Origin of the sequence: Citrobacter sp. BIDMC107 (genome assembly GCF_001037575.1) — a bacterium.
Taxonomy (GTDB): domain Bacteria; phylum Pseudomonadota; class Gammaproteobacteria; order Enterobacterales; family Enterobacteriaceae; genus Citrobacter; species Citrobacter freundii.
In genome coordinates this window covers 4,002,592-4,023,845 of the sequence record NZ_KQ089848.1, presented here as the reverse complement: position 1 = coordinate 4,023,845, position 21,254 = coordinate 4,002,592, and the positions used below count along the sequence as shown (strand labels likewise).

The following is a 21,254-nucleotide window of genomic DNA, read 5'->3' as shown; positions in this document are numbered from 1 at the left end:
GGTCTGACGGTCGAACCGCAGCGTTTCGTTGAGTTTTAACGAATTAAATGTTGAGGATATGATCGCGGTTACAAAATTGCCCTGAAACAGGGCAACGGATGTTTCTTTGCACGCTGATGGAACGGCTTACGCCCCTTGCCAGCGGGTGAACAGGTCCTGCGGAAGGGTAATATCAAACTGGTCAAGCACGCGATTAACCGTTTGATTAATCACATCATCGAGCGTTTGTGGACGATGATAGAACGCCGGGACTGGTGGCATAATCACTGCGCCAATTTCTGCCGCCTGGGTCATGAGGCGCAGATGCCCCAGATGCAGCGGCGTTTCGCGTACACACAGCACCAGCGGACGACGTTCTTTCAACACCACATCTGCCGCACGGGTAAGCAACCCATCGGTGTAACTGTGGACAATGCCGGAAAGGGTTTTGATTGAACACGGCAGGATAACCATGCCGGCGGTCTGAAAAGAGCCGGAGGAGATACTGGCGGCGATATCGCGCGTATCATGATTCACATTTGCCAGCGCCTGCACGTCGCGCACAGAGAGGTCCGTTTCCAGTGCCAGCGTCTGCCGGGCAGCGGCACTCATCACCAGATGGGTTTCCACATCGGTAACGTCACGCAAAACCTGCAGCAGGCGCACGCCGTAAATTGCCCCGCTTGCGCCAGAAATACCAATGATGAGTCGTTTCATGTGTAATAGCCCTTACTTGCTCAGGGCCGACTTTGCAGGAAATTACGGTGAGTTGCAAGCAAGGGTGCAGGTTGCGCCCTTGCTTGCGAGCAAACATTAACCTTCGTTGTGCATTTCAAGGTTTTCCGCTTCGTTCTGACGCAATACCGCTTTAGCATCATCATTACGCAGGGAGTCGAGGAAATCGAGATATTGCTGGTCGACGTCTTTGGTGACGTACACACCGTTAAACACTGAACATTCAAACTGCTGAATATCCGGATTCTCAGCACGGACAGCTTCAATCAGATCGTTCAGGTCCTGGAAGATTAGACCATCTGCGCCGATTATCTGGCGAATCTCGTCCACTTCACGACCATGCGCAATCAGCTCCGTCGCCGTAGGCATATCGATGCCATAAACGTTCGGGAAGCGAATTTCCGGGGCGGCAGAGGCCAGATACACCTTCTTCGCTCCGGCTTCACGCGCCATCTCGATAATTTGTTCTGAAGTGGTGCCGCGCACGATGGAATCATCCACCAGCAGCACGTTTTTATCACGGAATTCCGCACGGTTAGCGTTCAGCTTACGGCGTACTGATTTACGGCGCAGCTGCTGGCCCGGCATGATAAAGGTGCGTCCCACATAGCGGTTTTTCACAAACCCCTGACGGTACGGCTTACCGAGAATACGGGCAATTTCCAGCGCGATATCGCAGGAGGTTTCCGGGATTGGGATGACTACGTCGATGTCCAGATCTTCCCACTCACGGGCAATTTTTTCGCCAAGCTTAGTCCCCATATTCACACGGGCGCTGTAGACGGAAATCTTGTCGATAAAGGAGTCAGGACGAGCGAAGTAAACGTATTCAAACAGACACGGATTGCTCAACGGGTTATCAGCACACTGACGGGTAAACAGCTGGCCTTTTTCGGTGATATACACCGCTTCGCCAGGGGCTACGTCGCGCAGGAATTCAAAGCCCAACGTGTCCAGCGCTACGCTCTCAGACGCCACCATGTACTCGGTACGGCCATCGCCAATATCGCGTTTGCCCATTACCAGAGGACGGATACCGTTAGGGTCGCGGAAGGCAACCATACCGTGACCGATAATCATCGCCACGCAGGCATAGGCGCCGCGAATCTGGCGGTTGGTTGCCGCAATGGCAGCAAAAATATTGTCGGCCTCCAGCGGGTAATGGCGGAAGTTATCCAGCTCGCTGGCGAAAATATTCAGCAGAATTTCAGAATCTGAAGTGGTATTGATGTGGCGGCGCTTTTCTTCAAACAGCTTTTTACGCAACTCATGCGCGTTGGTCAGGTTGCCATTATGAGCAAGAGTGATGCCATACGGTGAGTTGACGTAAAAAGGTTGAGCTTCGGAGGCGCTGGAGCTGCCAGCCGTTGGGTAACGCACATGACCGATGCCCATATTGCCCTGCAAACGCTGCATATGGCGCGCTTCAAAAATATCGCTCACCATTCCGTTTGCTTTACGCAAGCGGAAGCAGTTGTTGGCATCAATGGTGATGATGCCCGCAGCATCCTGACCACGATGCTGGAGCACCGTTAACGCGTCATAAATCGACTGGTTTACCGGCATAACACCGGCGATACCGACAATACCGCACATACGTCTTTTCCTCGTTCAGCAACGACCCAAAGTTTATACTTTGGGCAAGAAACTTGACGAGCTTTGCAGATAGTCAAAGAACCATCTGATGATGAAACTGAACTGCGGAATCAGCTGCGACTTACCCCAGTCTTCACTTTTCGACAGACCGGTAAAGGTATCGAGAAAGAACAGTATGGCGGCAACGATCAACGCTCCACGCAAAGCACCGAAGCAGATCCCCAACACCCTGTCGGTACCCGACAGTCCTGTTTTCTCTACCAGTTGGCCTATCACAAAGTTAACGATAGCGCCGACGATAAGTGTCGCGATGAACAGTATCGCGATAGCAATCCCATTTCGAACCAGTTCGTCTTCAAAGCCCGTAAACCAGACAGACAGGTAAGTGTAGTAATGGCTGGCGACAAAGAAAGCACAACCCCAAGTCACCAACGATAATGCTTCACGAACAAAGCCACGGATCAGGCTAACCAGACAGGAAAAACCAATCACCGCGATAATGGCGTAATCAATCCAGACCATATGTGTCCCACGATTTTACGCCCTGTCGTCCTGTTCGGGGCGCATTCTAACAGAAAAAGAAAACGTTTGCGTAGGGATTTCCTTTCCACGCGTAAATAAAAATGGCGCTGAAAAAATCTTCAACGCCATACCGTTTTATGCCTCTTCGGGCACTACCGGATAGCGGTAAAAACACCGTATCCGGCCTGAATCAGGGCTGCGCCGTAAACAGCGCAATCCCTTAATTAGGGGTGTACCCCATCACGACGCCACTCAGACCAGAGATCTTTTGCAGCTCGCCCAGCGAGTTCTTTAGCTTATCTTTGGAGGCGTCCGGCCCGACGAGAATGCGGGTTATTTTACCCTGCACCGGCGTTGACGGGGAAGTATATACCCGGAAGCCCGCGCCACGAAGTTTACCCACGATCTCATTGACCTTATCCGCATTTTTCAGTGCACCGAGCTGTACAACGTACGCTTTGCCGGTTGGGGCTGGCGCTTCTTCAGCGGCCGGTTTCGGCGCTGGAGTCGGTGCCGGCGTCGGAGCGACGGCAACAGGCTGCGGTTTCGGTTTAGGTTTCGGTGGTTCCACAGGCGCAGGGACAGGATCTAATTCCGCGCTGTTTGTCGTCGTCAAACGTGATGGATCCAACGATGGCGCGGCAGCATCACCCGCACGCACCTCTTCTGCCGCCCCTTCCGGCGGCTGAGTCGGCAGCGCCTGCGTTGCTGCAGGCATCATGTCTGGTTCATCGCGATCACCGGGTTTAGGCACCAGTGGGATCGCTGCAAATTCATCCTGATAATGCTTTTTCTGCCCGTCAAGCAGCCCGGGAAGCACAATTACCCCGAGCGCGACTAGCACAATTGTGCCGACTAATCGATTCTGAAACTTACTCGCCACCGCTTCTCCCCACGTCTATTACTTCCATGACATGTGCGACAGTGTGAAAGGATCCACACACCAACACGGTATCTTCTGGCTTCGCCTCAGCAAGTGCTGCAGACCATGCCTGCGCCACGCTGTCATAAGCGTTGCCTTTGCCCAGGTGCTCCAGCAGTTGTTCTGCCGTTGCGCCACGCGGCCCTTCCAGAGGCGCACAGTACCAGACGTCAACCACGCTTTTTAACCAGGCTAACGTACCGGCAATATCTTTATCATGTAGCATACCGATAACCGCAAGTACACGCCCGCTTTTCACTAACTTTTTCAGACGTCCGGTCAGATACTCTGCCGCATGCGGGTTATGGGCAACATCGAAAATCACTCGCGGCGACTCGCTCACAATCTGGAAGCGCCCCGGTAAAATCGCGCGTTCGATGCCGTCACGAATCGCCTGCTCGCTAACGTTCAGCCCGCTTGCGCGCAGCGCGGCCAGCGCGGTAGCAGCATTAGGTTGTGGCACCTGAGGCAACGGCAAATGCGCCAACGTTCCATGAGCATCCGTAAACGACCAGTCGTTCTCAGTAACCGCATAGCGCCAGTCTACGCCGCAGCGTTGCAAAATCGCCCCGCACTCTTGCGCGACATCCGCGATGGTGTAAGGCATTTCAGGCTCGCCGACGATAGCCGGTTTCTCTGCACGGAAAATGCCCGCCTTCTCACGACCAATACTTTCGCGATCCGGGCCCAGCCAGTCAGTATGGTCAAGCGCAATACTGGTGACTACAGCGACATCGGCATCGACGATATTGGTGGCGTCAAGGCGGCCGCCTAATCCCACTTCCAGAATAACGACATCCAGTTGGGCCTGTTTAAACAGCCAGAGTGCCGATAACGTACCGTATTCAAAATAAGTCAGGGAAATATCACCACGAGCGTCTTCAATCTCAGCAAACGAGGCGGTATGGGCTGATTCCGGCAGTTCCCCCCCCTGCACGCGTACGCGTTCCGTGTAGCGCACCAGATGAGGCGAACTATATACCCCAACTTTATATCCTGCCGCAGTCAGCACAGATTCCAGCGTACGACAGGTCGTGCCTTTTCCGTTGGTTCCTGCCACCGTAAACACAAATGGCGCGGGTTTCAATACACCCAGTTTGCACGCTACCTGGCTTACGCGCTCAAGGCCAAGATCGATGGTTTTACTGTGCAGGTTTTCCAGATAAGAAAGCCACGACGCCAGGGGCGACGCGGCTTGAGGAATACGTTTATTGTCCATGATGCCTGTAATTTTATTACGTAGATTAAAGCAAAAGGCAGCGCCAGTTGGCCCTGCCCTTTTTTACTCGTCGTCTTTCAAGCTGCAGGTGTGTTGGCTGCTCTCGCTCACCCGAATCACTTGCCCGTGCAAGCTCATCGGGATTCACTCTCTTGCCGTCTTCCTGCAACTCGAAATCCATAGAGTAAGTTATCAGGCTTCTGATTCCTGATCGGGTACCGGAGATACCACCTCGCCTTCACGCGGCTCATCCGGATTCGGCGCAGGAAGATTCATCAGCTTCGCCAGGATGCTTGCCAGTTTCAGGCGCATTTCCGGACGGCGGACGATCATATCGATAGCGCCTTTTTCAATCAGGAACTCGCTGCGCTGGAATCCCGGCGGCAGTTTCTCACGTACGGTTTGCTCGATAACACGCGGACCCGCGAAGCCGATCAGTGCTTTCGGTTCTGCAATGTTGAGATCGCCCAGCATCGCGAAGCTTGCGGAAACACCACCCATTGTTGGGTCGGTCAGTACAGAAATATACGGTAAACCGCGTTCCTGCATTTTCGCCAGCGCAGCAGAGGTTTTTGCCATCTGCATCAGAGACATCAGCGCTTCCTGCATACGCGCCCCGCCAGAAGCGGAGAAGCAGATCAGCGGACAGTTGTCTTCCAGTGCCTGCTCAACGGCACGGACAAAACGCGCACCGACCACAGAGCCCATGGAGCCGCCCATAAACGCGAACTCGAATGCCGCAGCGACGACCGGCATACCATGCAGCGTGCCTTTCATCACCACCAGCGCATCTTTCTCGCCGGTTTCTTTCTGCGCAGAAGCCAGTCTGTCTTTGTATTTTTTGGAGTCACGAAACTTCAGCACGTCTTTCGGCTCAAGCTCGCTACCCAGTTCCACAAGAGAACCTTCATCTAACAGGCTATGCAGGCGATTGCGCGCCGACATGCGCATATGATGGTCACACTTCGGACAGACCTCAAGATTACGTTCCAGCTCAGCACGGTATAAAACCTGACCGCAGCTATCACACTTGGTCCACACCCCTTCAGGAATGCTTGCCTTGCGGGTGGGAGTAATGTTGCTTTTAATTCGTTCAATCCAGCTCATTGGTGACCTTTCTGCCTGAACCCTAGTCAGCTTTGTTATAAGGGGCGCATAATGCCATTTTTGCCCCTAACAGACCATGAATGTTGCACATTAAAACATAACAGCCCGAAACTTTGGATAAAAAAGTGGTCGAACCGCTGAGTTACTTTCTATTTTGCAGCCCGTGACGCAGCACGTTTATGGCGAATTACTTCAATCACCCCCGGCAATACGGAAAGGACGATAATCGCCACAATCAGTAATTTCAGGTTCTCCTGGACAATCGGCAGATCGCCGAACAGGTAGCCTGCGTAGGTGAACAACAATACCCACAGCAATGCACCTACGACGTTATACATCGCAAAGTGACGGTAGGACATATGTCCCATACCGGCAACAAACGGCGCAAATGTGCGCACGATAGGCACGAAACGCGCCAGGATAATCGTCTTACCGCCATGACGCTCGTAGAACGCATGGGTTTTATCCAGGTAGCTGCGACGGAAAATTTTGGAGTTCGGGTTACTGAAAAGTTTTTCCCCGAACAATCGGCCAATAGTGTAGTTCACTGCATCGCCCACAATCGCCGCCACAATCATCAGCGCCACCATCAGATGAACATTGAGATCATTGGTCGGCAGCGCAGAAAGCGCACCAGCAACAAACAGCAGCGAGTCTCCCGGCAGGAACGGCGTCACCACCAGCCCGGTTTCGCAGAACAGGATCAGAAACAGAATCGCGTATACCCAGATACCGTATTCCGCGACCAGCTCCGCCAGGTGCACATCAATGTGCAGGATAAAATCAATAAGAAAGTAAATCAGGTCCATAGTTATGCCTTTATACGACTCAAATTAGTCCGCCAGAAATAGCGGGCCCATAGGCGGTTTTGGCAGGTCGAACCGATCCGGGTAATCTACTGCAACCAGATACAGTCCTTCCGCTTTCGCCGTTGCCGCTGCCAGCGTTCTGTCCTTTGCCGCTAACAGTTCTGCTATCCAGCTCTCCGGCTGGTTGTTGGCGCCAACTTCCATCAGGCTGCCGACAATATTCCTGACCATATGATGTACAAAGGCATTCGCTTTAATATCCACCACCACATATGCACCGAAACGTTCAACGTTAATGTGCATCACGTTACGCCACGGTGTGCGCGACTGGCACTGTACCGCACGGAACGAGGTAAAATCATTTTCGCCAATCAGACACTGGGCTGCACGATGCATACGCTCAGCGTCCAGCGGTTCATAATAATGGGTTACCCCTTTACCCAAAACCGCAGGGCGCAACCGATGATTGTAGATGATGTAGCGATAACGGCGAGCCGTAGCGCTAAATCTGGCATGAAAATCATCAGGTACAGCTTTCACCCAGCGCACGGCGATGTCACCAGGTAAATTCGCATTTACCCCCAGTGTCCAGGCCGCATCTTTACGCTGGGCAGTGGTTTCAAAATGCACGACCTGCCCAGTGCCATGAACGCCCGCATCCGTGCGACCTGCACAAAAAACATTAATGCGTTCGTTCGCCACCTGAGAAAGCGCTTTTTCCAGTTTTTCCTGAACGCTACGCACTTCGTTCTGGCGCTGCCAGCCATAATATTTGCTGCCGTCATACTCAATGCCCAGCGCAATTTTATGGGTTGACGGCTGTTGCTGGTCAGACATTAGTACAGGTACTCCTGCACCAGTTTTTCCGCAATTTTCACCGCCATTAACGCGCCACCAAAGCGTACGTTGTCTGCCACAGACCAGAACTGAACTTGCTCCGGCATACCGTAATCGTTATGCACGCAGCCAATAGAAAGGTGCGGAGTACCTGACGCGTCGCCAACCTGAGTCGGGAAGTCGGTCTCTTCCGACAACACCACATCTTCGCCGCGTGAAAACGCATCACGTGCTTCTTCCGCCGCCAACGGGCGCAGGGCTTCAAAATTCACCATCTGCGCATGGCCATAAAACACCGGGGACTGCACGATGCTGGCGGAGATCAGCAGGCCGTCATCCTGCATAATTTTGCGCACTTCATCAACAATACGACGCTCTTCACGCACGCTGCCTTCGCGATCGGGCAGCAGCGGCAGCATATTGAACGCCAGCTGACGACCAAAGAAATCATCTTCGTCAATCGGGATGCCGTTAAGCAATTTCGCGCTTTGTCCGGCCAGTGCGTCTACGGCTTTTTTGCCGTGAGCGGAAGCCGAAATAATATTGGTCACCGTAATCCGTGACAGCCCGCCGTCATCAATCAATGGTTTCAGCGCTGACAGCAACTGGCTTGTCAGGCTGTTTGGTACCGCAATCACATTGCGGTTACGGTAATCCGCCAGCACGAACGGGTTAACGTCCGGAACCACCAGCGGAACGTCTGGTTCAAGCGCGAACAGACCGCTGCTGTCAATCACCAGGCAACCCGCATTTGTTGCTTCTTCTACCCATGCGGCGGTGGCTTCAGTGCCCGCAACAAAAAATGCCAACTGTGCCTGCGTCCAGTCAAAGTCTGCAACGTCCTGCACTATGACCGATTTACCGTTAAAACGCAGATGCTCACCGGCGCTTTCATTACGCGCCAGCGCATAAATTTCACCGACCGGGAACTGGCGTTCAGCCAGCGTATCGAGCAGGGCTTCGCCTACGGCGCCCGTTGCGCCCAGAATGGCAATATTCCAGCCTTCAGACATGGTGATTTACTCCAAGAAATACGTAAGCGTCCCTGTCGCATTATTCGACAGGGAGCATTAAGAAGACATTAATGTGCCGGATGATGAACAGCGTTAAAACCCAGCTTACACAATAAGGCAGCAGCCGTTGCGTCGTCACACATCACATATAAAGACGACCACTCACGACGCTCAAGGTAATTTTTACGCAGTTTATCAAACTCACCCGGAATTCCAGCGACTTTACGCAGCGGCGCATCATCGCGGCGCACATCATACACTAAATGCACCAGCCTTTTCAGCGTTGGCTGATCTAACGGGCCATGCAGGGTGATACGACCAAATTCCGGCGCGGGTAACAGGGTACTGAGCGCAACGTGCTGCTCGTGACCAATAAACTTACTATAGGCCTCAAAGACCTGCGTGGTGCCACGCGCTTTTCCTTCGAGGGTATACCCGGCAATGTGCGCCGTGCCGATATCGGCTTTCTCCAGCAACGCCACATTGAGATCCGGCTCTCCTTCCCAGACATCCAGCACAACGCTCAGCGACTGACCGGCATTCAACCGGTTCAGCAATGCTGTATTGTCGATGACCGGCCCACGGCAGGCGTTGATCAGAATAGTGCCCGGCTTCAGTCGGCTAATCAGCGCATCATCCGCCATGTGCAGCGTTTTGTAGGGTCCGTCTTTAAACAGTGGCGTATGGAAAGTCAGCACATCGGCTTGCTCTACCAGTTCGTCCAGCGAGCGGAAATCGCCCTCGTCACCGCGATCGGCTCGCGGTGGATCGCACAGCAGCGTGCGGATCCCCAGCGCTTCCAGACGCGCCTGCAAACGCCCACCCACGTTGCCCACACCCACAATGCCTACGGTACGATCGCGTAACGAAAACCCGTCACGCTCCGCCAGCATCAGCAACGCTGAAAAAACATATTCTACGACCGCTATCGCGTTACAACCGGGCGCGGCGGAAAAACCGATCCCAGCCTGCGCAAGCCAGGCGTCATCCACATGGTCTGTACCAGCGGTTGCCGTACCGACAAATTTAACCGGTTTTCCTCCAAGCAGTGATTCATTTACTTTCGTCACCGAGCGCACCATTAAAGCATCCGCATCATCCAGTTCAGCAACGGGAATCGGACGACCGGGAACCGCTTTGACCTCCCCCAAACGACTGAACAGTTCGCGGGCATAGGGCATATTTTCATCAACGAGGATTTTCACGTCTTTCGCACCTGTTTGAGAACGAGAGTTAACCGGGCAAGTGTGCCATAATCTCGCCGCCAGGCATACTGCGAGACCTGGTCAGCACAGATTTAAGGAACAGAGATGATGCAGCCCATTTCAGGTACGCCCGCACGCCCTCCCGGCGAAGGCCAAAATGCCCCTTCCGCTGCGGGTGAACAACCGTTATCCACACAACAACGTACTGTGTTGGAACGACTAATTACCCGTTTGATTTCACTCACCCAGCAGCAAAGTGCTGAGGTGTGGGCCGGAATGAAGCACGATCTGGGCGTCAAAAGTGATACTCCGCTGCAGTCACGTCACTTTCCAGCCGCTGAGCAAAACCTTAACCAACGGCTGGGAGTTGCTCAGCAAAATCATGTTAATCGTCAGGTGCTTTCGCAGCTCACTGAATTACTGAGCCAGGGAAATAATCGCCAGGCGGTGAGTGATTTTATCCGTCAGCGGTATGGGCAAACGGCGCTCAGCCAGCTCACGCCTGAGCAGTTGAAAAACGTGCTCACGCTGCTGCAACAAGGGCAGCTGTCGATACCACAGCCGCAGCAGCGCCCGGCAACCGATCGCCCGTTGCTCCCCGCAGAGCACAATACGCTGAACCAGTTAGTTACCAAACTGGCGGCGGCCACGGGAGAATCCGGGAAGATGATCTGGCAGTCGATGCTGGAGTTGTCTGGCGTAAAAAGCGGTGAGCTGATCCCTGCCAAACAGTTTACGCACCTGGTCACCTGGCTGCAGGCGCGCCAGACGCTCAGCCTGCAAAGCGCCCCGACGCTACAAACGCTCCAGGCTGCGCTGAAGTTGCCATTAGAGCCGAATGAGCTGACAGCAATAAAAGAGTACGCGCAGCAGACGTATCAGATCCAACCACAATCGATTCTGACCACGGTGCAGGTGCAGGACTTGCTCAATCAAATTTTCCTGCGTCGCGTGGAACGAGAACGCGAGCTCAGCGATCCGCGTCATCTGCAACCCATTTACAGCCCGTTCGCGCCGATGATTGAAACGGTTAAATCTCTGTCGGCACGACCGGGACTGTTGTTTGTTGCATTGATGATTGCGTTAGCCATTTTCTGGCTGGTCGCTTAACCTTTACGCAGCGTAAGCAACGTTACAATAATCCCCACCACGGCGGATATCGCCCCGGCAAGGAACACTGAGGGATAACCGTACGCGGTGGCCAGCACCCCGGCGACCGGCCCGCTTATGCCGTAGGAGATATCCTGAAATGCGGCGTACCCGCCCAGCGCCGTACCGCGAACCTGCGCGGGTACTCGCTTCACCACCTCGACGCCCAAGGCCGGGAAGATAAGCGAACACCCGGCCCCGGTTAATGCCGCTCCAAGCAGTGCAACCCAGGCTGTTGGGGCCTGCCACAGCAGAATCAGTCCTGCGGTTTCCACCAGCAAAGAGACAACGGCAACCTTCACGCCGCCGAACCGGTCCGGCATCCAGCCAAACAGAATGCGCATCAGCACAAACGCCCCGCCAAACGCGGTCAGGGTGAACCCCGCCATCGTCCAGCCGTTGCTGACAAAATAGAGTGAAATAAATGTACCGATCACCGCAAAGCCAACGCCCTGCAGCGCCAGGCCCAGGCCCGGTTTCCAGATAAGCCCTACCACGCTCCATAACGAAGGACGTTCTCCTGCATGTGCAGGCACTTTACGCACGGTGCCGTTGAATACCCATGCCAGCAGCGGTAATACCATCGTGGTTCCCGCCAGCGCCGCGAAGCCAAAGTGGCTGTGGATCAACAGGCCCAACGGTGCACCGGCGGCCAGCGCGCCGTAAATCGCCATTCCGTTCCATGACATCACCTTACCGGAGCGTGTTGGGCCGACCAGCCCCAGCCCCCAGGTCAGCGTTCCGGTGAGCAGTTGGCTTTCGCCAAAACCGAGGATCAAACGACCGACGATTAGCAACGCAAATTTTACGGGAACAGAAACGGGCAATAGCGCGGCTAACAGCCACGCCGCACCCGCCAGCCCACAGGCAAACATCCCCTGCAGCGCCGAGCGTTTGGCACCATATTGATCGGCTAACCGCCCGGCGTAGCCGCGTGTTAATACCGTCGCCAGAAACTGTACGCCGACGGCGATGCCGACCATGGTATTGCCATAGCCCAGTTCCTGGTGCACAAACAGAGGAATGACGGGCAAAGGTAAACCGACCGTCATATAGGTCAGGAAAACCGCAAAAGCGATGCGAAACAGCGAAAAGTTCGCCGAAGGTGTTTTTTCTTGTTGGGTTACAGCTGTCATGCGTTACTCCAAAATGCAGAGTAAGGCGAGGAATGCCCACGCCCCCTCTACCTGACTATCAGGATTAAGGTGCGTTGGATAACGTTAAACGCTTACGCATTATCAAGAGGATAATGTTGAAGCTGGAGTCTGCCTGTAAACCAGAGCGGTTGTCAACGATATAAAAAAGGGAGCCATCAGGCTCCCCTCTTGCATAATCTTTCAGTCTTACGCTTACAGCTTACGCATAACCAGCGTGGCGTTGGTGCCGCCAAAACCGAAGCTGTTGGACATTACAGTCGTCAGCGCCTGCTCGGTCGGTTTGGTCACGATGTTCAGACCTGCCGCCTGCTCGTCCAGCTCTTCAATGTTGATGCTTGGCGCGATAAAACCGTGTTCCAGCATCAGCAGAGAGTAGATAGCTTCCTGAACGCCAGCCGCGCCCAGTGAGTGACCGGTCATCGCTTTGGTTGCGGAGATTGCCGGGCTGTTGTCGCCAAACACTTCACGAATCGCACCCAGCTCTTTGACGTCGCCTACCGGAGTAGAGGTACCGTGGGAGTTCAGGTAGTCGATCGGCGTGTCTACGCCGTGCATCGCCATCTGCATGCAACGTACTGCGCCTTCGCCAGACGGAGCAACCATGTCTGCGCCATCGGACGTTGCGCCATAACCGACGATTTCCGCATAGATGTGCGCGCCACGTGCCAGAGCGTGTTCCAGCTCTTCGACCACGACCATACCGCCGCCGCCAGCAATAACGAAACCGTCACGGTGTGCGTCATAGGTACGGGAAGCTTTGGATGGATCGTCGTTATATTTGGTAGACAGCGCGCCCATGGCGTCGAATTCACACGCCATTTCCCAGCACAGCTCTTCGCCGCCGCCAGCGAAAACGATGTCCTGTTTGCCCAGCTGAATTTGCTCTACCGCGTTACCGATACAGTGCGCGGATGTCGCACAGGCAGAGCTGATAGAGTAGTTTACGCCGTGGATTTTGAACGGCGTTGCGAGGCAGGCAGAAACGCCGGACGCCATCGCTTTGGTGACCACATACGGGCCAACCGCTTTCAGACCACGCGGGCTACGCATTGCGTCAGCACCGAACACCTGAAAACGCGGGGAGCCGCCGCCGGAACCTGCAATCAGGCCAACGCGCGGGTTGTTCTGGTAATCTTCTGCTGCAAGGCCGGCATCAGCCACTGCCTGTTCCATAGAAAGGAATGCATAGATGGATGCGTCGCTCATGAAGCGCACTACTTTGCGGTCAATGAGGCCAGTGGTATCCAGTTTTACGTTGCCCCATACGTGGCTACGCATGCCGGAGTCCTTCAGCTCCTGAGAGAAAGTGATCCCTGAACGTCCTTCACGCAGAGATGCCAGGACTTCCTGCTGGTTATTACCGATGCTGGAAACGATGCCCAAGCCAGTAATCACTGCACGTTTCATTCAATACCTCTGTAAGTCGCACTATTTTAAAGTTTCGAGTGGCACAATAGCGTACACTTGTACGCCGAACAAGTCCGATCAGCCATTTAATGTGGAAATTTGCGCAGCCAGGCACTCATCGCTAAGATCGGGGCACAGCCTGCCAGACGAGTAACTTACGTGAAACAATACGCTATACAACCTGCCAACCTTGAATTCAACGCTGAGGGTACACCTGTTTCCCGAGATTTTGACGATGTCTATTTTTCTAATGATAACGGGCTGGAAGAGACACGTTACGTCTTTCTCGGCGGGAATCATCTCGCCCAGCGATTCCCTGCGCATTCACGTCCCCTCTTCGTGGTGGCCGAAAGCGGGTTTGGCACCGGACTTAACTTCCTGACACTCTGGCAGGCGTTTGCCGAATTCCTCGATACCCACCCTGACGCTACCCTGGAAAGATTACATTTCATCAGTTTTGAAAAATTTCCGCTGACGCGTGAAGATCTGACCTTAGCCCATCAGCACTGGCCAGAACTTGCCCCGTGGGCCACGGCGCTGCAAGAGCAATGGCCGCTGCCGCTGGCGGGATGCCATCGCCTGCTCCTTGATGAAGGACGCGTCACGCTGGATCTGTGGTTTGGCGATATTAACGAACTGACCAGCAAGCTGGATGACTCCCTGAATCAAAAAGTGGATGCCTGGTTTCTGGACGGTTTCGCGCCGGCAAAAAATCCGGATATGTGGACGCCAACGCTGTTTAACGCAATGGCCCGTCTGGCTCGCCCCGGCGGCACGCTGGCGACCTTCACCTCAGCAGGCTTTGTGCGTCGGGGATTGCAGGAAGCCGGGTTTACGATGCAAAAATGCAAAGGCTTTGGTCGCAAACGAGAAATGCTTTGTGGCGTAATGGATAAGACGCTGGCGCTCCCCTCCTCGGCACCCTGGTTTGCACGTACCGGAACAGATAAACGCGAAGCCGCCATTATTGGCGGGGGGATTGCCAGCGCATTGCTGTCGTTGGCGTTACTGCGCCGCGGCTGGCAGGTCACGCTCTATTGCGCCGACGATAACCCAGTCGGGGGTGCATCCGGCAATCGCCAGGGCGCTCTTTATCCGCTACTGAGCAAACATGACGCGGCCATTAATCTCTTTTTCCCCACCGCGTTTACCTTCGCCCGCCGGCTGTATGACGCCCTCCCCGTTGAGTTCGCGCATGACTGGTGCGGCGTGACGCAACTGGCGTGGGATGAGAAAAGCCAGCAAAAAATCGACCAAATGTTGTCCCTTGAATTGCCCGATGCGCTCGCCGTCGGAGTTGACGCAGAGCAGGTTTTACAAACGACCGGCGTAAAAACCGGATGCGGCGGGATTCAGTACCCCGCCGGAGGATGGCTGTGTCCGGCACAGTTAACCGCCGCCGTATTCGACTATGCCGCAACGCTGGGATTACGCACCCGGTATCAACATACGCTGGCCTCACTGTCTCGACAGACAGAAAACTGGAAATTGGCGTTTGCCAATGGAGCAACCGCCACTCACGCTGCGGTAGTGCTGGCTAACGGGCATCGCATTAACAGCGTTGAACAGACGCAGTCGCTACCGGTGTACTCCGTAGGCGGTCAGGTGAGTCACATTCCTACTACGCCTTCGCTTTCAGCGCTGCGTCAGGTGCTGTGCTATGACGGCTACCTCACGCCGCACAACCCGCAAAATCAGCAGCACTGCATTGGCGCCAGTTATCATCGCGGAAGTGAAGAAACGGTGTATCGTGCTGACGATCAGCAGCAAAACCGTCAGCGCTTAATAGATTGTTTCCCGAATGCCGCGTGGGCAAAAGAAGTAGACGTTAGTGGCAATGCCGCCCGTTGTGGAGTGCGCTGCGCCACGCGCGATCACATGCCGATGGTCGGCAACGTCGCGGATTATGACGCCACGCTCAGCCAGTATGCCACTCTTGCCGAAGACAGAGAGCACGCCGTAAACGCCCCGGTTTATTCCGATTTATTTATGTTGGGTGCGCTGGGCTCGCGCGGGCTGTGTACTGCCCCGCTGTGTGCAGAAATTCTGGCATCGCAAATGAGCGATGAACCTATCCCTATGGATGCCAGCACGCTGGCTGCGCTGAATCCTAATCGTCTGTGGGTAAGGAAGTTATTGAAGGGTAAAGCGGTGAAATAAGATACCATCTCATCATTGCCTGATGGCGCTACGCTTATCAGGCCAACACCCCCCGTCCACGTAGGCCGGATAAGACGCCTTCGCGTCGCCATCCGGCACAATCCACTGCAATTATTATTGCGTTGCCTTTTGAAATAAAGTGTCCCACATCTCTTTCACTAACGCCTGGTCACGCGGCGAGAGTTCGCCTGCGCTGATGGCTTTTTCCAGGCTGCTGGTCACATTGGCGTACAATGCCTCAGCGGAATGGTCCTCGCCAGCATCCAACTCAGCCACAGCCAGCGTCAGGTGTCCACGCAAATAGCCACTGGCAAACAACTCATCATCGCTGGCGTGCTCTACCATATCGTCGATTAATGCCAGAATGCGTGATTCAAACTCCGCGATCATCTTCTTTCCTCATTGTAAACGTGGCAGCAGCTTCAGTTGAGCGCTTCGGGCCACGGGAATTGTTCCGCCGTAAGTTCAGGCGTGTGATAATAATTCTGTAACGCGTTAATAAAACGCGCCGGACGTTCAGGGATCCCCTTTTCCAGGTACTCCATTACCTGAGCATGAACACGGCGCTGGAATACCACGCGGTCTGGTTCAAAGTCCCCTTCGAGGTTGTCGCAACTGACGTTAAACGGGTACCCCGCCGCCATGCAAAACAACCAGTCAAACGCCTGCGGCTTCACTTCCACATCTTCAAACTGGCATTGTGTCTTCGCGTCGCGTCCGTCCGGGCAGTACCAGTAACCAAAATCGACCAGCTCACGACGAGCTTTACCGGCGATGCACCAGTGTGAAATTTCGTGTAACGCACTGGCGTAATAACCATGCGCAAAAACGATACGGTGATACGGTAATTCCGCATCCGCAGGAAGATAGATCGGTTCGTCGTCGCCTTTAATCAGACGGGTATTAAATTCATCGGCAAAGCAGCCGTTAAAAATCTCAATTAACTGTTCGTAGTGGTGCGTATTATTCATTAATTCATCCCCAGCCAGTGGAGAATCTCCTGTCCATGATTATCATAAAGTAGCTTGGCGCTCATCACGGCGGAGACAATAACGATCATTGGCCGAATGAGTTTTTGTCCTTTGCTGAGCACCAGTCGAGAGCCCATCCGTGCGCCAATAAACTGGCCAATGAGCATCACAAAACCTGTCGCCCAAATCACTTTGCCGCCGAGGGCAAACAACAACAACCCACCGATATTCGATGTGGCATTTAATACTTTGGCGTGGGCCGTCGATTTCGCCAGGTTGTATCCGCACAGCATGACAAAGGCCAGCGCGTAGAACGACCCTGCCGCCGGACCAAAAAAGCCATCGTAAAAACCGACGCAGCCTCCCGCCACCAGCGCGAAAGGTAAACCGTGCAATCGACGCTGTCGGTCCTCTTCCCCCACTTTCGGCATCAACAGAAAGTAAAGGCCAATACATATAACCAGAACCGGCAGGATCTGGCGCAGAACATCTGACTGCACGTGCTGAACCAATAGCGCCCCGCTCATTGATCCGACAAACGTCATGAAGATATTGAGCTTCTGATCCGCCAGATTAACCACGCCACGACGAATAAAATAGAGGGAGGAAGAGATAGATCCCCCGCAGGCCTGCAACTTATTGGTCGCCAGCGCTTGCGCAGGTGGCATCCCGGCCGCCATCAATGCCGGGATGGTGAGTAGACCACCGCCTCCGGCCAGAGAATCAATAAAACCTGCCAGCATCGCCACAAAAAACAGCACACCTAGCAGCAGTGGCGACACCATAAACAGAGAGGCAAAATGATCCATTAGAGTACATGCTCGTCCAGTAGCGCCTGGCAGGAAGGCGGCAACGGCGGCGGTGTCTTCTTCTCAGGCTTGGTGGTTCCAGGTTTTGGAGGTTCGAACCAGCTTTGCAGCTCCGCGCCACAGCCGTCACCCGGTGGCGGTAACGGTTGATCTTCGCACTCAAGGCTGTCGGCAGGGCAACGTAAACGCACGTGCATATGCGCACGATGCTGGAACCATGGCCGCACTTTACGCAACCAGTCCCTGTCGGTCCCTGCATCCAGACAAAGTTGTTGCTTAATCGCCGGATTCACGAAAATACGCGTTACTTCATTATCTTTTGCAGCCAGCCTTACCAGGCTAAAAATCTCCGGTTTCCACAGTGATGGCACAACTCGTTTGCCGTCCTGTGAGACCAGATCTAACGCCTGCGGCCGCAGCAGTTGCGACTGGGTCCAGCGCGTTTTCGGCAGTTGCAGGAAAATATCAACATCCAGTCCCGTCTGGTGGCTGGCGTGACCGCCATTGAATCGCCCACCGGCCGGCATACCCATATCGCCGATTAACACCGTGCCCAGCCCCTGACTATTAGCCTGATTACTCAGACGCTGGATAAACCTCACCAGATCCGGATGGCCAAAGTAACGACGCTGATCGGTGCGCATCACCTGATAATGTTCTGACTGTACAGGCAGCGTATCTGCGCCAACAATACAGCCATTGGAAAACGCGCCGATAGACTGCGCGCTGCCCGCAACCGGATGGGTAATTTTCTGCCAGGGCGTCGCCGCCAGACAGGCGGTACTGGCAAACAGAGCCAGCGCCGCAAGTGCCGTTTTTTTCATCTCTTACCAGCGTGGAATATCGGTCTTCACGTCCGCATTTTGCGCCCGCTGACGCAGCAGGTGATCCATCAATACGATCGCCAGCATCGCCTCGGCGATCGGTACGGCGCGGATCCCAACGCACGGATCGTGACGACCTTTAGTGATCATTTCGACTTCGTCACCAAAGCGGTTAATGGTGCGCCCTGGAACGGTAATACTGGACGTCGGTTTCAGTGCCATATGAGCAATGATTTGTTGCCCGCTGCTGATCCCACCCAGAATGCCGCCCGCATGGTTACTCTGGAAACCTTCTTTGGTGATTTCATCTCGGTTCTGGCTGCCACGCAGCGCAACAACGTCAAATCCGTCGCCAATCTCAACGCCCTTAACGGCGTTAATGCTCATCAGCGCATGGGCGATGTCGGCATCCAGGCGGTCGAATACAGGTTCGCCAAGACCCGCAGGCACACCGCTTGCAACAACGGTCACCTTCGCCCCGATGGAGTCGCCCTCTTTCTTCAGCCCGCGCATCAGTTCGTCCAGAGCTTCGAGTTTATCCGGGTCCGGGCAAAAGAACGGGTTAAGTTCCACCTGGGACCAGTCTTTTATCTCCAAAGGAATATCACCCATCTGCGTCAGGCAACCGCGAATCTCAACGCCGAACTTTTCCGCCAGATATTTTTTGGCAATCGCTCCGGCCGCCACGCGCATCGCTGTTTCACGTGCGGACGAACGTCCGCCACCACGGTAGTCGCGCAGGCCATATTTCTGCTCATAGGTATAGTCGGCGTGTCCTGGACGAAAAACGTCCTTAATCGCGCCGTAATCCTGTGAACGCTGATCGGTATTTTCGATCAGCAGGCCAATGCTGGTGCCAGTGGTAACGCCCTCGAACACCCCGGAGAGGATTTTCACCTGATCCGGCTCACGACGCTGCGTAGTGTAGCGCGATGTGCCTGGACGCCGTCTGTCGAGATCGTGCTGCAAGTCAGCTTCTGTCAGAGAAATGCCCGGCGGAACACCATCGACAATACAACCGAGCGCCAGCCCGTGTGATTCGCCGAAAGTGGTTACGCGAAAGAGTTGCCCAATTGTGTTTCCTGCCATCACGGCTCCGTTATGAGTGTTGTGTATTTGCGCGTGTAATTAGTCTTTATAAATGCTGAAGTGCTCACGAGCAGCAACTAACTGCTCTTTGGTCAGCATGAATACGCCGTCACCGCCGTTGTCGAACTCCAGCCAGGTGAACGGTACATCCGGATATTGCTCTATCAGATGTACCATGCTGTTTCCGACTTCACAAATCAGAATACCGTTATCTGACAGGTAGTCTGGGGCGTTCCCCAGAATGCGGCGGGTAAGTTTCAGCCCATCACTGCCGGACGCCAGACCCAGCTCAGGTTCGTGACGATATTCGTTTGGCAGATCGGACATATCTTCCGCATCGACATACGGCGGGTTGGTCACAATCAGGTCATACTGGACTTTCAGCAGATCGCGGAACAGATCGGAACGGATCGGCGTGACGTGATGGATCAGGCCGTGTTCTTCAATATTGTGTTCGGTCACCGCCAGCGCGTCAGTGGAGATATCCACCGCATCAACTTCGGCTTCCGGGAAGGCATACGCGCAGGCAATGGCAATACAACCGCTGCCGGTACACATATCGAGGATATGCTGCGGCTGCTCATTAATAAGGCCCGCAAAGCGGTTATTAATAAGCTCGCCAATCGGTGAACGCGGAACCAGCACGCGTTCATCAACATAAAACTCATGCCCGCAGAACCAGGCTTTGTTGGTCAGATAAGCAACCGGAATGCGCTCGTTGACGCGGCGAATCACGCGTTCAACAATACGATGACGCTCGCTGGAGGTCAGACGCGCTGTACGCATGTCTTCCGGAATATCCAACGGCAAATAAAGTGACGGCAGCACTAGTTGTACGGCCTCGTCCCATGGGTTATCCGTGCCATGGCCATACCAGATGTTCGCCGCGCTAAAACGGCTGACCGCCCAACGCAACATGTCCTGAATGGTATGCAGTTCACTCACTGCTTCATCGACGAAAATTTTATCCACGTATTCCTCCAGGGCATGCTCGTATTAATTTCGGCGGCTAGTTTGCCACGAAGACGGCGATAAATCAGCATTCACACAGGGCCTGAGCGCGAAAATTGCGTTTTAAGCGATCGGATGCCCGCCGAGTCGGGTTAAACTAATGGAAAATAAAAGTTGAGACTCTCGAATGAAAAAGAAAACATCGCTCAGCGAGGAGGATCAGACGCTGTTTCGCCAGCTGATGACCGGCACGCGTAAAATTAAACAGGACACCATTGTTCACCGACCTCCACGTAAAAAAATTGCCGAGGTTCCGGTTAAAAGACTGCTACAGGAGCAAGCTGATGCCAGCCACTATTTCTCGGATGAGTTTCAGCCGCTGCTGAATACGGACGGTCCGGTAAGATACCTGCGTGCCGACGTCAGCCATTTCGAACTGAAGAAAATGCGCCGTGGCGATTACTCTCCGGAGCTGTTTCTCGATCTGCATGGGCTGACCCAGCAGCAGGCCAAACAAGAGTTAGGCGCGCTGATTGCCGCCTGTCGTCGTGAGCATGTATTTTGCGCCTGCGTGATGCATGGCCACGGAAAACATATTCTGAAACAGCAAACGCCGCTTTGGCTGGCCCAGCATCCGCACGTGATGGCTTTTCATCAGGCACCGAAAGAGTACGGTGGCGACGCCGCGCTGCTGGTGCTAATTGAAGTAGAAGAGTGGCTACCGCCCGAACTTCCGTGATGCAGAAAAACAGAAAGAGCCGCGTTTGCGGCTCTTTGCATTTTCGGATGACGG

The 21,254-nt window shown here is 54.3% G+C and carries 21 protein-coding genes; 3 read left to right on the top strand and 18 right to left on the bottom strand.

Annotated features, from left to right (window positions below):
- Positions 1-126: 126 nt before the first annotated feature.
- The 10 genes from SK39_RS18665 to pdxB all read right to left on the bottom strand — a co-directional run bounded on the left by SK39_RS18665 (position 127) and on the right by pdxB (position 9,944).
- Positions 127-696 carry a UbiX family flavin prenyltransferase gene (locus SK39_RS18665; RefSeq protein ID WP_003028125.1) on the bottom strand — a complete coding sequence of 190 codons (570 nt, stop codon included), beginning with the start codon at positions 694-696 and terminating at the stop codon, positions 127-129.
- Positions 697-792: 96 nt separating this feature from the next.
- Positions 793-2,310, bottom strand: a complete 1,518-nt coding sequence (gene purF / locus SK39_RS18660) for an amidophosphoribosyltransferase (RefSeq protein ID WP_048217304.1) — start codon at positions 2,308-2,310, stop codon at positions 793-795.
- Between the two features lie 33 nt (positions 2,311-2,343).
- The gene (gene cvpA / locus SK39_RS18655) at positions 2,344-2,832 is read right to left on the bottom strand and encodes a colicin V production protein (protein ID WP_003028129.1); all 489 of its coding nucleotides are present in this window, start codon (positions 2,830-2,832) and stop codon (positions 2,344-2,346) included.
- A gap of 220 nt (positions 2,833-3,052) precedes the next feature.
- Positions 3,053-3,715: a cell division protein DedD gene (gene dedD, locus SK39_RS18650; RefSeq protein ID WP_003839320.1), complete on the bottom strand. Its 663-nt coding sequence runs from the start codon at positions 3,713-3,715 to the stop codon at positions 3,053-3,055.
- Entirely contained in the window at positions 3,705-4,973 is a 1,269-nt protein-coding gene (gene folC, locus SK39_RS18645) for a bifunctional tetrahydrofolate synthase/dihydrofolate synthase (protein ID WP_048217303.1), read from the bottom strand. The genes dedD and folC overlap by 11 nt, the downstream gene beginning before the upstream one ends.
- Positions 4,974-5,165: 192 nt before the next feature.
- Positions 5,166-6,080, bottom strand: coding sequence for an acetyl-CoA carboxylase, carboxyltransferase subunit beta (accD, locus tag SK39_RS18640; protein WP_003839317.1), 915 nt, complete (start codon positions 6,078-6,080; stop codon positions 5,166-5,168).
- A gap of 149 nt (positions 6,081-6,229) precedes the next feature.
- Positions 6,230-6,889 (bottom strand): DedA family protein, encoded by a 660-nt coding sequence (locus tag SK39_RS18635; protein WP_003028140.1) that lies wholly within the window; start codon positions 6,887-6,889, stop codon positions 6,230-6,232.
- A 24-nt stretch (positions 6,890-6,913) separates the two neighbouring features.
- Positions 6,914-7,726, bottom strand: a complete 813-nt coding sequence (gene truA / locus SK39_RS18630; protein ID WP_003028142.1) for a tRNA pseudouridine(38-40) synthase TruA — start codon at positions 7,724-7,726, stop codon at positions 6,914-6,916.
- A complete protein-coding gene (locus tag SK39_RS18625; protein ID WP_003028144.1) occupies positions 7,726-8,739 on the bottom strand; it encodes an aspartate-semialdehyde dehydrogenase in 1,014 nt (337 codons plus the stop codon). The genes truA and SK39_RS18625 overlap by 1 nt, the downstream gene beginning before the upstream one ends.
- 68 nt (positions 8,740-8,807) lie before the next feature.
- The gene (pdxB, locus tag SK39_RS18620) at positions 8,808-9,944 is read right to left on the bottom strand and encodes a 4-phosphoerythronate dehydrogenase PdxB (protein WP_048217302.1); all 1,137 of its coding nucleotides are present in this window, start codon (positions 9,942-9,944) and stop codon (positions 8,808-8,810) included.
- Between the two features lie 108 nt (positions 9,945-10,052).
- Here pdxB and flk point away from each other — a divergent pair, with 108 nt between their 5' ends.
- Positions 10,053-11,054 (top strand): flagella biosynthesis regulator Flk, encoded by a 1,002-nt coding sequence (gene flk / locus SK39_RS18615; RefSeq protein ID WP_048217426.1) that lies wholly within the window; start codon positions 10,053-10,055, stop codon positions 11,052-11,054.
- Here flk and SK39_RS18610 read toward each other — a convergent pair.
- Both SK39_RS18610 and fabB read right to left on the bottom strand, forming a co-directional pair.
- Positions 11,051-12,229 carry an MFS transporter gene (locus SK39_RS18610; protein WP_003028149.1) on the bottom strand — a complete coding sequence of 393 codons (1,179 nt, stop codon included), beginning with the start codon at positions 12,227-12,229 and terminating at the stop codon, positions 11,051-11,053. The genes flk and SK39_RS18610 overlap by 4 nt on opposite strands.
- A 213-nt stretch (positions 12,230-12,442) precedes the next feature.
- Positions 12,443-13,657, bottom strand: a complete 1,215-nt coding sequence (gene fabB / locus SK39_RS18605) for a beta-ketoacyl-ACP synthase I (RefSeq protein ID WP_003834815.1) — start codon at positions 13,655-13,657, stop codon at positions 12,443-12,445.
- A gap of 159 nt (positions 13,658-13,816) precedes the next feature.
- On the opposite strand from fabB, the gene mnmC reads away from it, so the two are divergent.
- Positions 13,817-15,817 (top strand): bifunctional tRNA (5-methylaminomethyl-2-thiouridine)(34)-methyltransferase MnmC2/FAD-dependent 5-carboxymethylaminomethyl-2-thiouridine(34) oxidoreductase MnmC1, encoded by a 2,001-nt coding sequence (gene mnmC, locus SK39_RS18600; protein WP_048217301.1) that lies wholly within the window; start codon positions 13,817-13,819, stop codon positions 15,815-15,817.
- A 114-nt stretch (positions 15,818-15,931) separates the two neighbouring features.
- On the opposite strand, the gene SK39_RS18595 is transcribed toward mnmC, so the two are convergent.
- The 6 genes from SK39_RS18595 to prmB are packed head-to-tail and all read right to left on the bottom strand — an operon-like array spanning position 15,932 to position 20,482.
- Positions 15,932-16,207 carry a YfcL family protein gene (locus SK39_RS18595; RefSeq protein WP_003028163.1) on the bottom strand — a complete coding sequence of 92 codons (276 nt, stop codon included), beginning with the start codon at positions 16,205-16,207 and terminating at the stop codon, positions 15,932-15,934.
- A gap of 32 nt (positions 16,208-16,239) precedes the next feature.
- Positions 16,240-16,788, bottom strand: coding sequence for an elongation factor P hydroxylase (locus SK39_RS18590; RefSeq protein ID WP_003834819.1), 549 nt, complete (start codon positions 16,786-16,788; stop codon positions 16,240-16,242).
- A complete protein-coding gene (locus tag SK39_RS18585) occupies positions 16,788-17,597 on the bottom strand; it encodes a sulfite exporter TauE/SafE family protein (RefSeq protein WP_003028167.1) in 810 nt (269 codons plus the stop codon). The genes SK39_RS18590 and SK39_RS18585 overlap by 1 nt, the downstream gene beginning before the upstream one ends.
- Entirely contained in the window at positions 17,597-18,421 is an 825-nt protein-coding gene (mepA, locus tag SK39_RS18580; protein ID WP_003028168.1) for a penicillin-insensitive murein endopeptidase, read from the bottom strand. Before mepA ends, SK39_RS18585 begins: the two co-directional genes overlap by 1 nt.
- Before the next feature lie 3 nt (positions 18,422-18,424).
- Positions 18,425-19,510, bottom strand: a complete 1,086-nt coding sequence (gene aroC, locus SK39_RS18575; protein WP_048217300.1) for a chorismate synthase — start codon at positions 19,508-19,510, stop codon at positions 18,425-18,427.
- Positions 19,511-19,549: 39 nt separating this feature from the next.
- Positions 19,550-20,482 carry a 50S ribosomal protein L3 N(5)-glutamine methyltransferase gene (gene prmB, locus SK39_RS18570; protein WP_003028173.1) on the bottom strand — a complete coding sequence of 311 codons (933 nt, stop codon included), beginning with the start codon at positions 20,480-20,482 and terminating at the stop codon, positions 19,550-19,552.
- A gap of 166 nt (positions 20,483-20,648) precedes the next feature.
- Between prmB and smrB the strand changes: the two genes are divergently transcribed.
- Positions 20,649-21,200: an endonuclease SmrB gene (gene smrB / locus SK39_RS18565; RefSeq protein ID WP_003839296.1), complete on the top strand. Its 552-nt coding sequence runs from the start codon at positions 20,649-20,651 to the stop codon at positions 21,198-21,200.
- Positions 21,201-21,254: the final 54 nt, after the last annotated feature.

Coding starts and splice junctions, on each gene's coding strand:
- SK39_RS18625 (WP_003028144.1), bottom strand. CDS start 8,739: ATGTCTGAAGGCTGGAATATTGCCATTCTGGGCGCAACGGGCGCCGTA.
- folC (WP_048217303.1), bottom strand. CDS start 4,973: ATGGACAATAAACGTATTCCTCAAGCCGCGTCGCCCCTGGCGTCGTGG.
- cvpA (WP_003028129.1), bottom strand. CDS start 2,832: ATGGTCTGGATTGATTACGCCATTATCGCGGTGATTGGTTTTTCCTGT.
- mepA (WP_003028168.1), bottom strand. CDS start 18,421: ATGAAAAAAACGGCACTTGCGGCGCTGGCTCTGTTTGCCAGTACCGCC.
- purF (WP_048217304.1), bottom strand. CDS start 2,310: ATGTGCGGTATTGTCGGTATCGCCGGTGTTATGCCGGTAAACCAGTCG.
- flk (WP_048217426.1), top strand. CDS start 10,053: ATGCAGCCCATTTCAGGTACGCCCGCACGCCCTCCCGGCGAAGGCCAA.
- SK39_RS18665 (WP_003028125.1), bottom strand. CDS start 696: ATGAAACGACTCATCATTGGTATTTCTGGCGCAAGCGGGGCAATTTAC.
- SK39_RS18590 (WP_003834819.1), bottom strand. CDS start 16,788: ATGAATAATACGCACCACTACGAACAGTTAATTGAGATTTTTAACGGC.
- accD (WP_003839317.1), bottom strand. CDS start 6,080: ATGAGCTGGATTGAACGAATTAAAAGCAACATTACTCCCACCCGCAAG.
- truA (WP_003028142.1), bottom strand. CDS start 7,726: ATGTCTGACCAGCAACAGCCGTCAACCCATAAAATTGCGCTGGGCATT.
- SK39_RS18635 (WP_003028140.1), bottom strand. CDS start 6,889: ATGGACCTGATTTACTTTCTTATTGATTTTATCCTGCACATTGATGTG.
- smrB (WP_003839296.1), top strand. CDS start 20,649: ATGAAAAAGAAAACATCGCTCAGCGAGGAGGATCAGACGCTGTTTCGC.
- SK39_RS18595 (WP_003028163.1), bottom strand. CDS start 16,207: ATGATCGCGGAGTTTGAATCACGCATTCTGGCATTAATCGACGATATG.
- SK39_RS18585 (WP_003028167.1), bottom strand. CDS start 17,597: ATGGATCATTTTGCCTCTCTGTTTATGGTGTCGCCACTGCTGCTAGGT.
- aroC (WP_048217300.1), bottom strand. CDS start 19,510: ATGGCAGGAAACACAATTGGGCAACTCTTTCGCGTAACCACTTTCGGC.
- fabB (WP_003834815.1), bottom strand. CDS start 13,657: ATGAAACGTGCAGTGATTACTGGCTTGGGCATCGTTTCCAGCATCGGT.
- SK39_RS18610 (WP_003028149.1), bottom strand. CDS start 12,229: ATGACAGCTGTAACCCAACAAGAAAAAACACCTTCGGCGAACTTTTCG.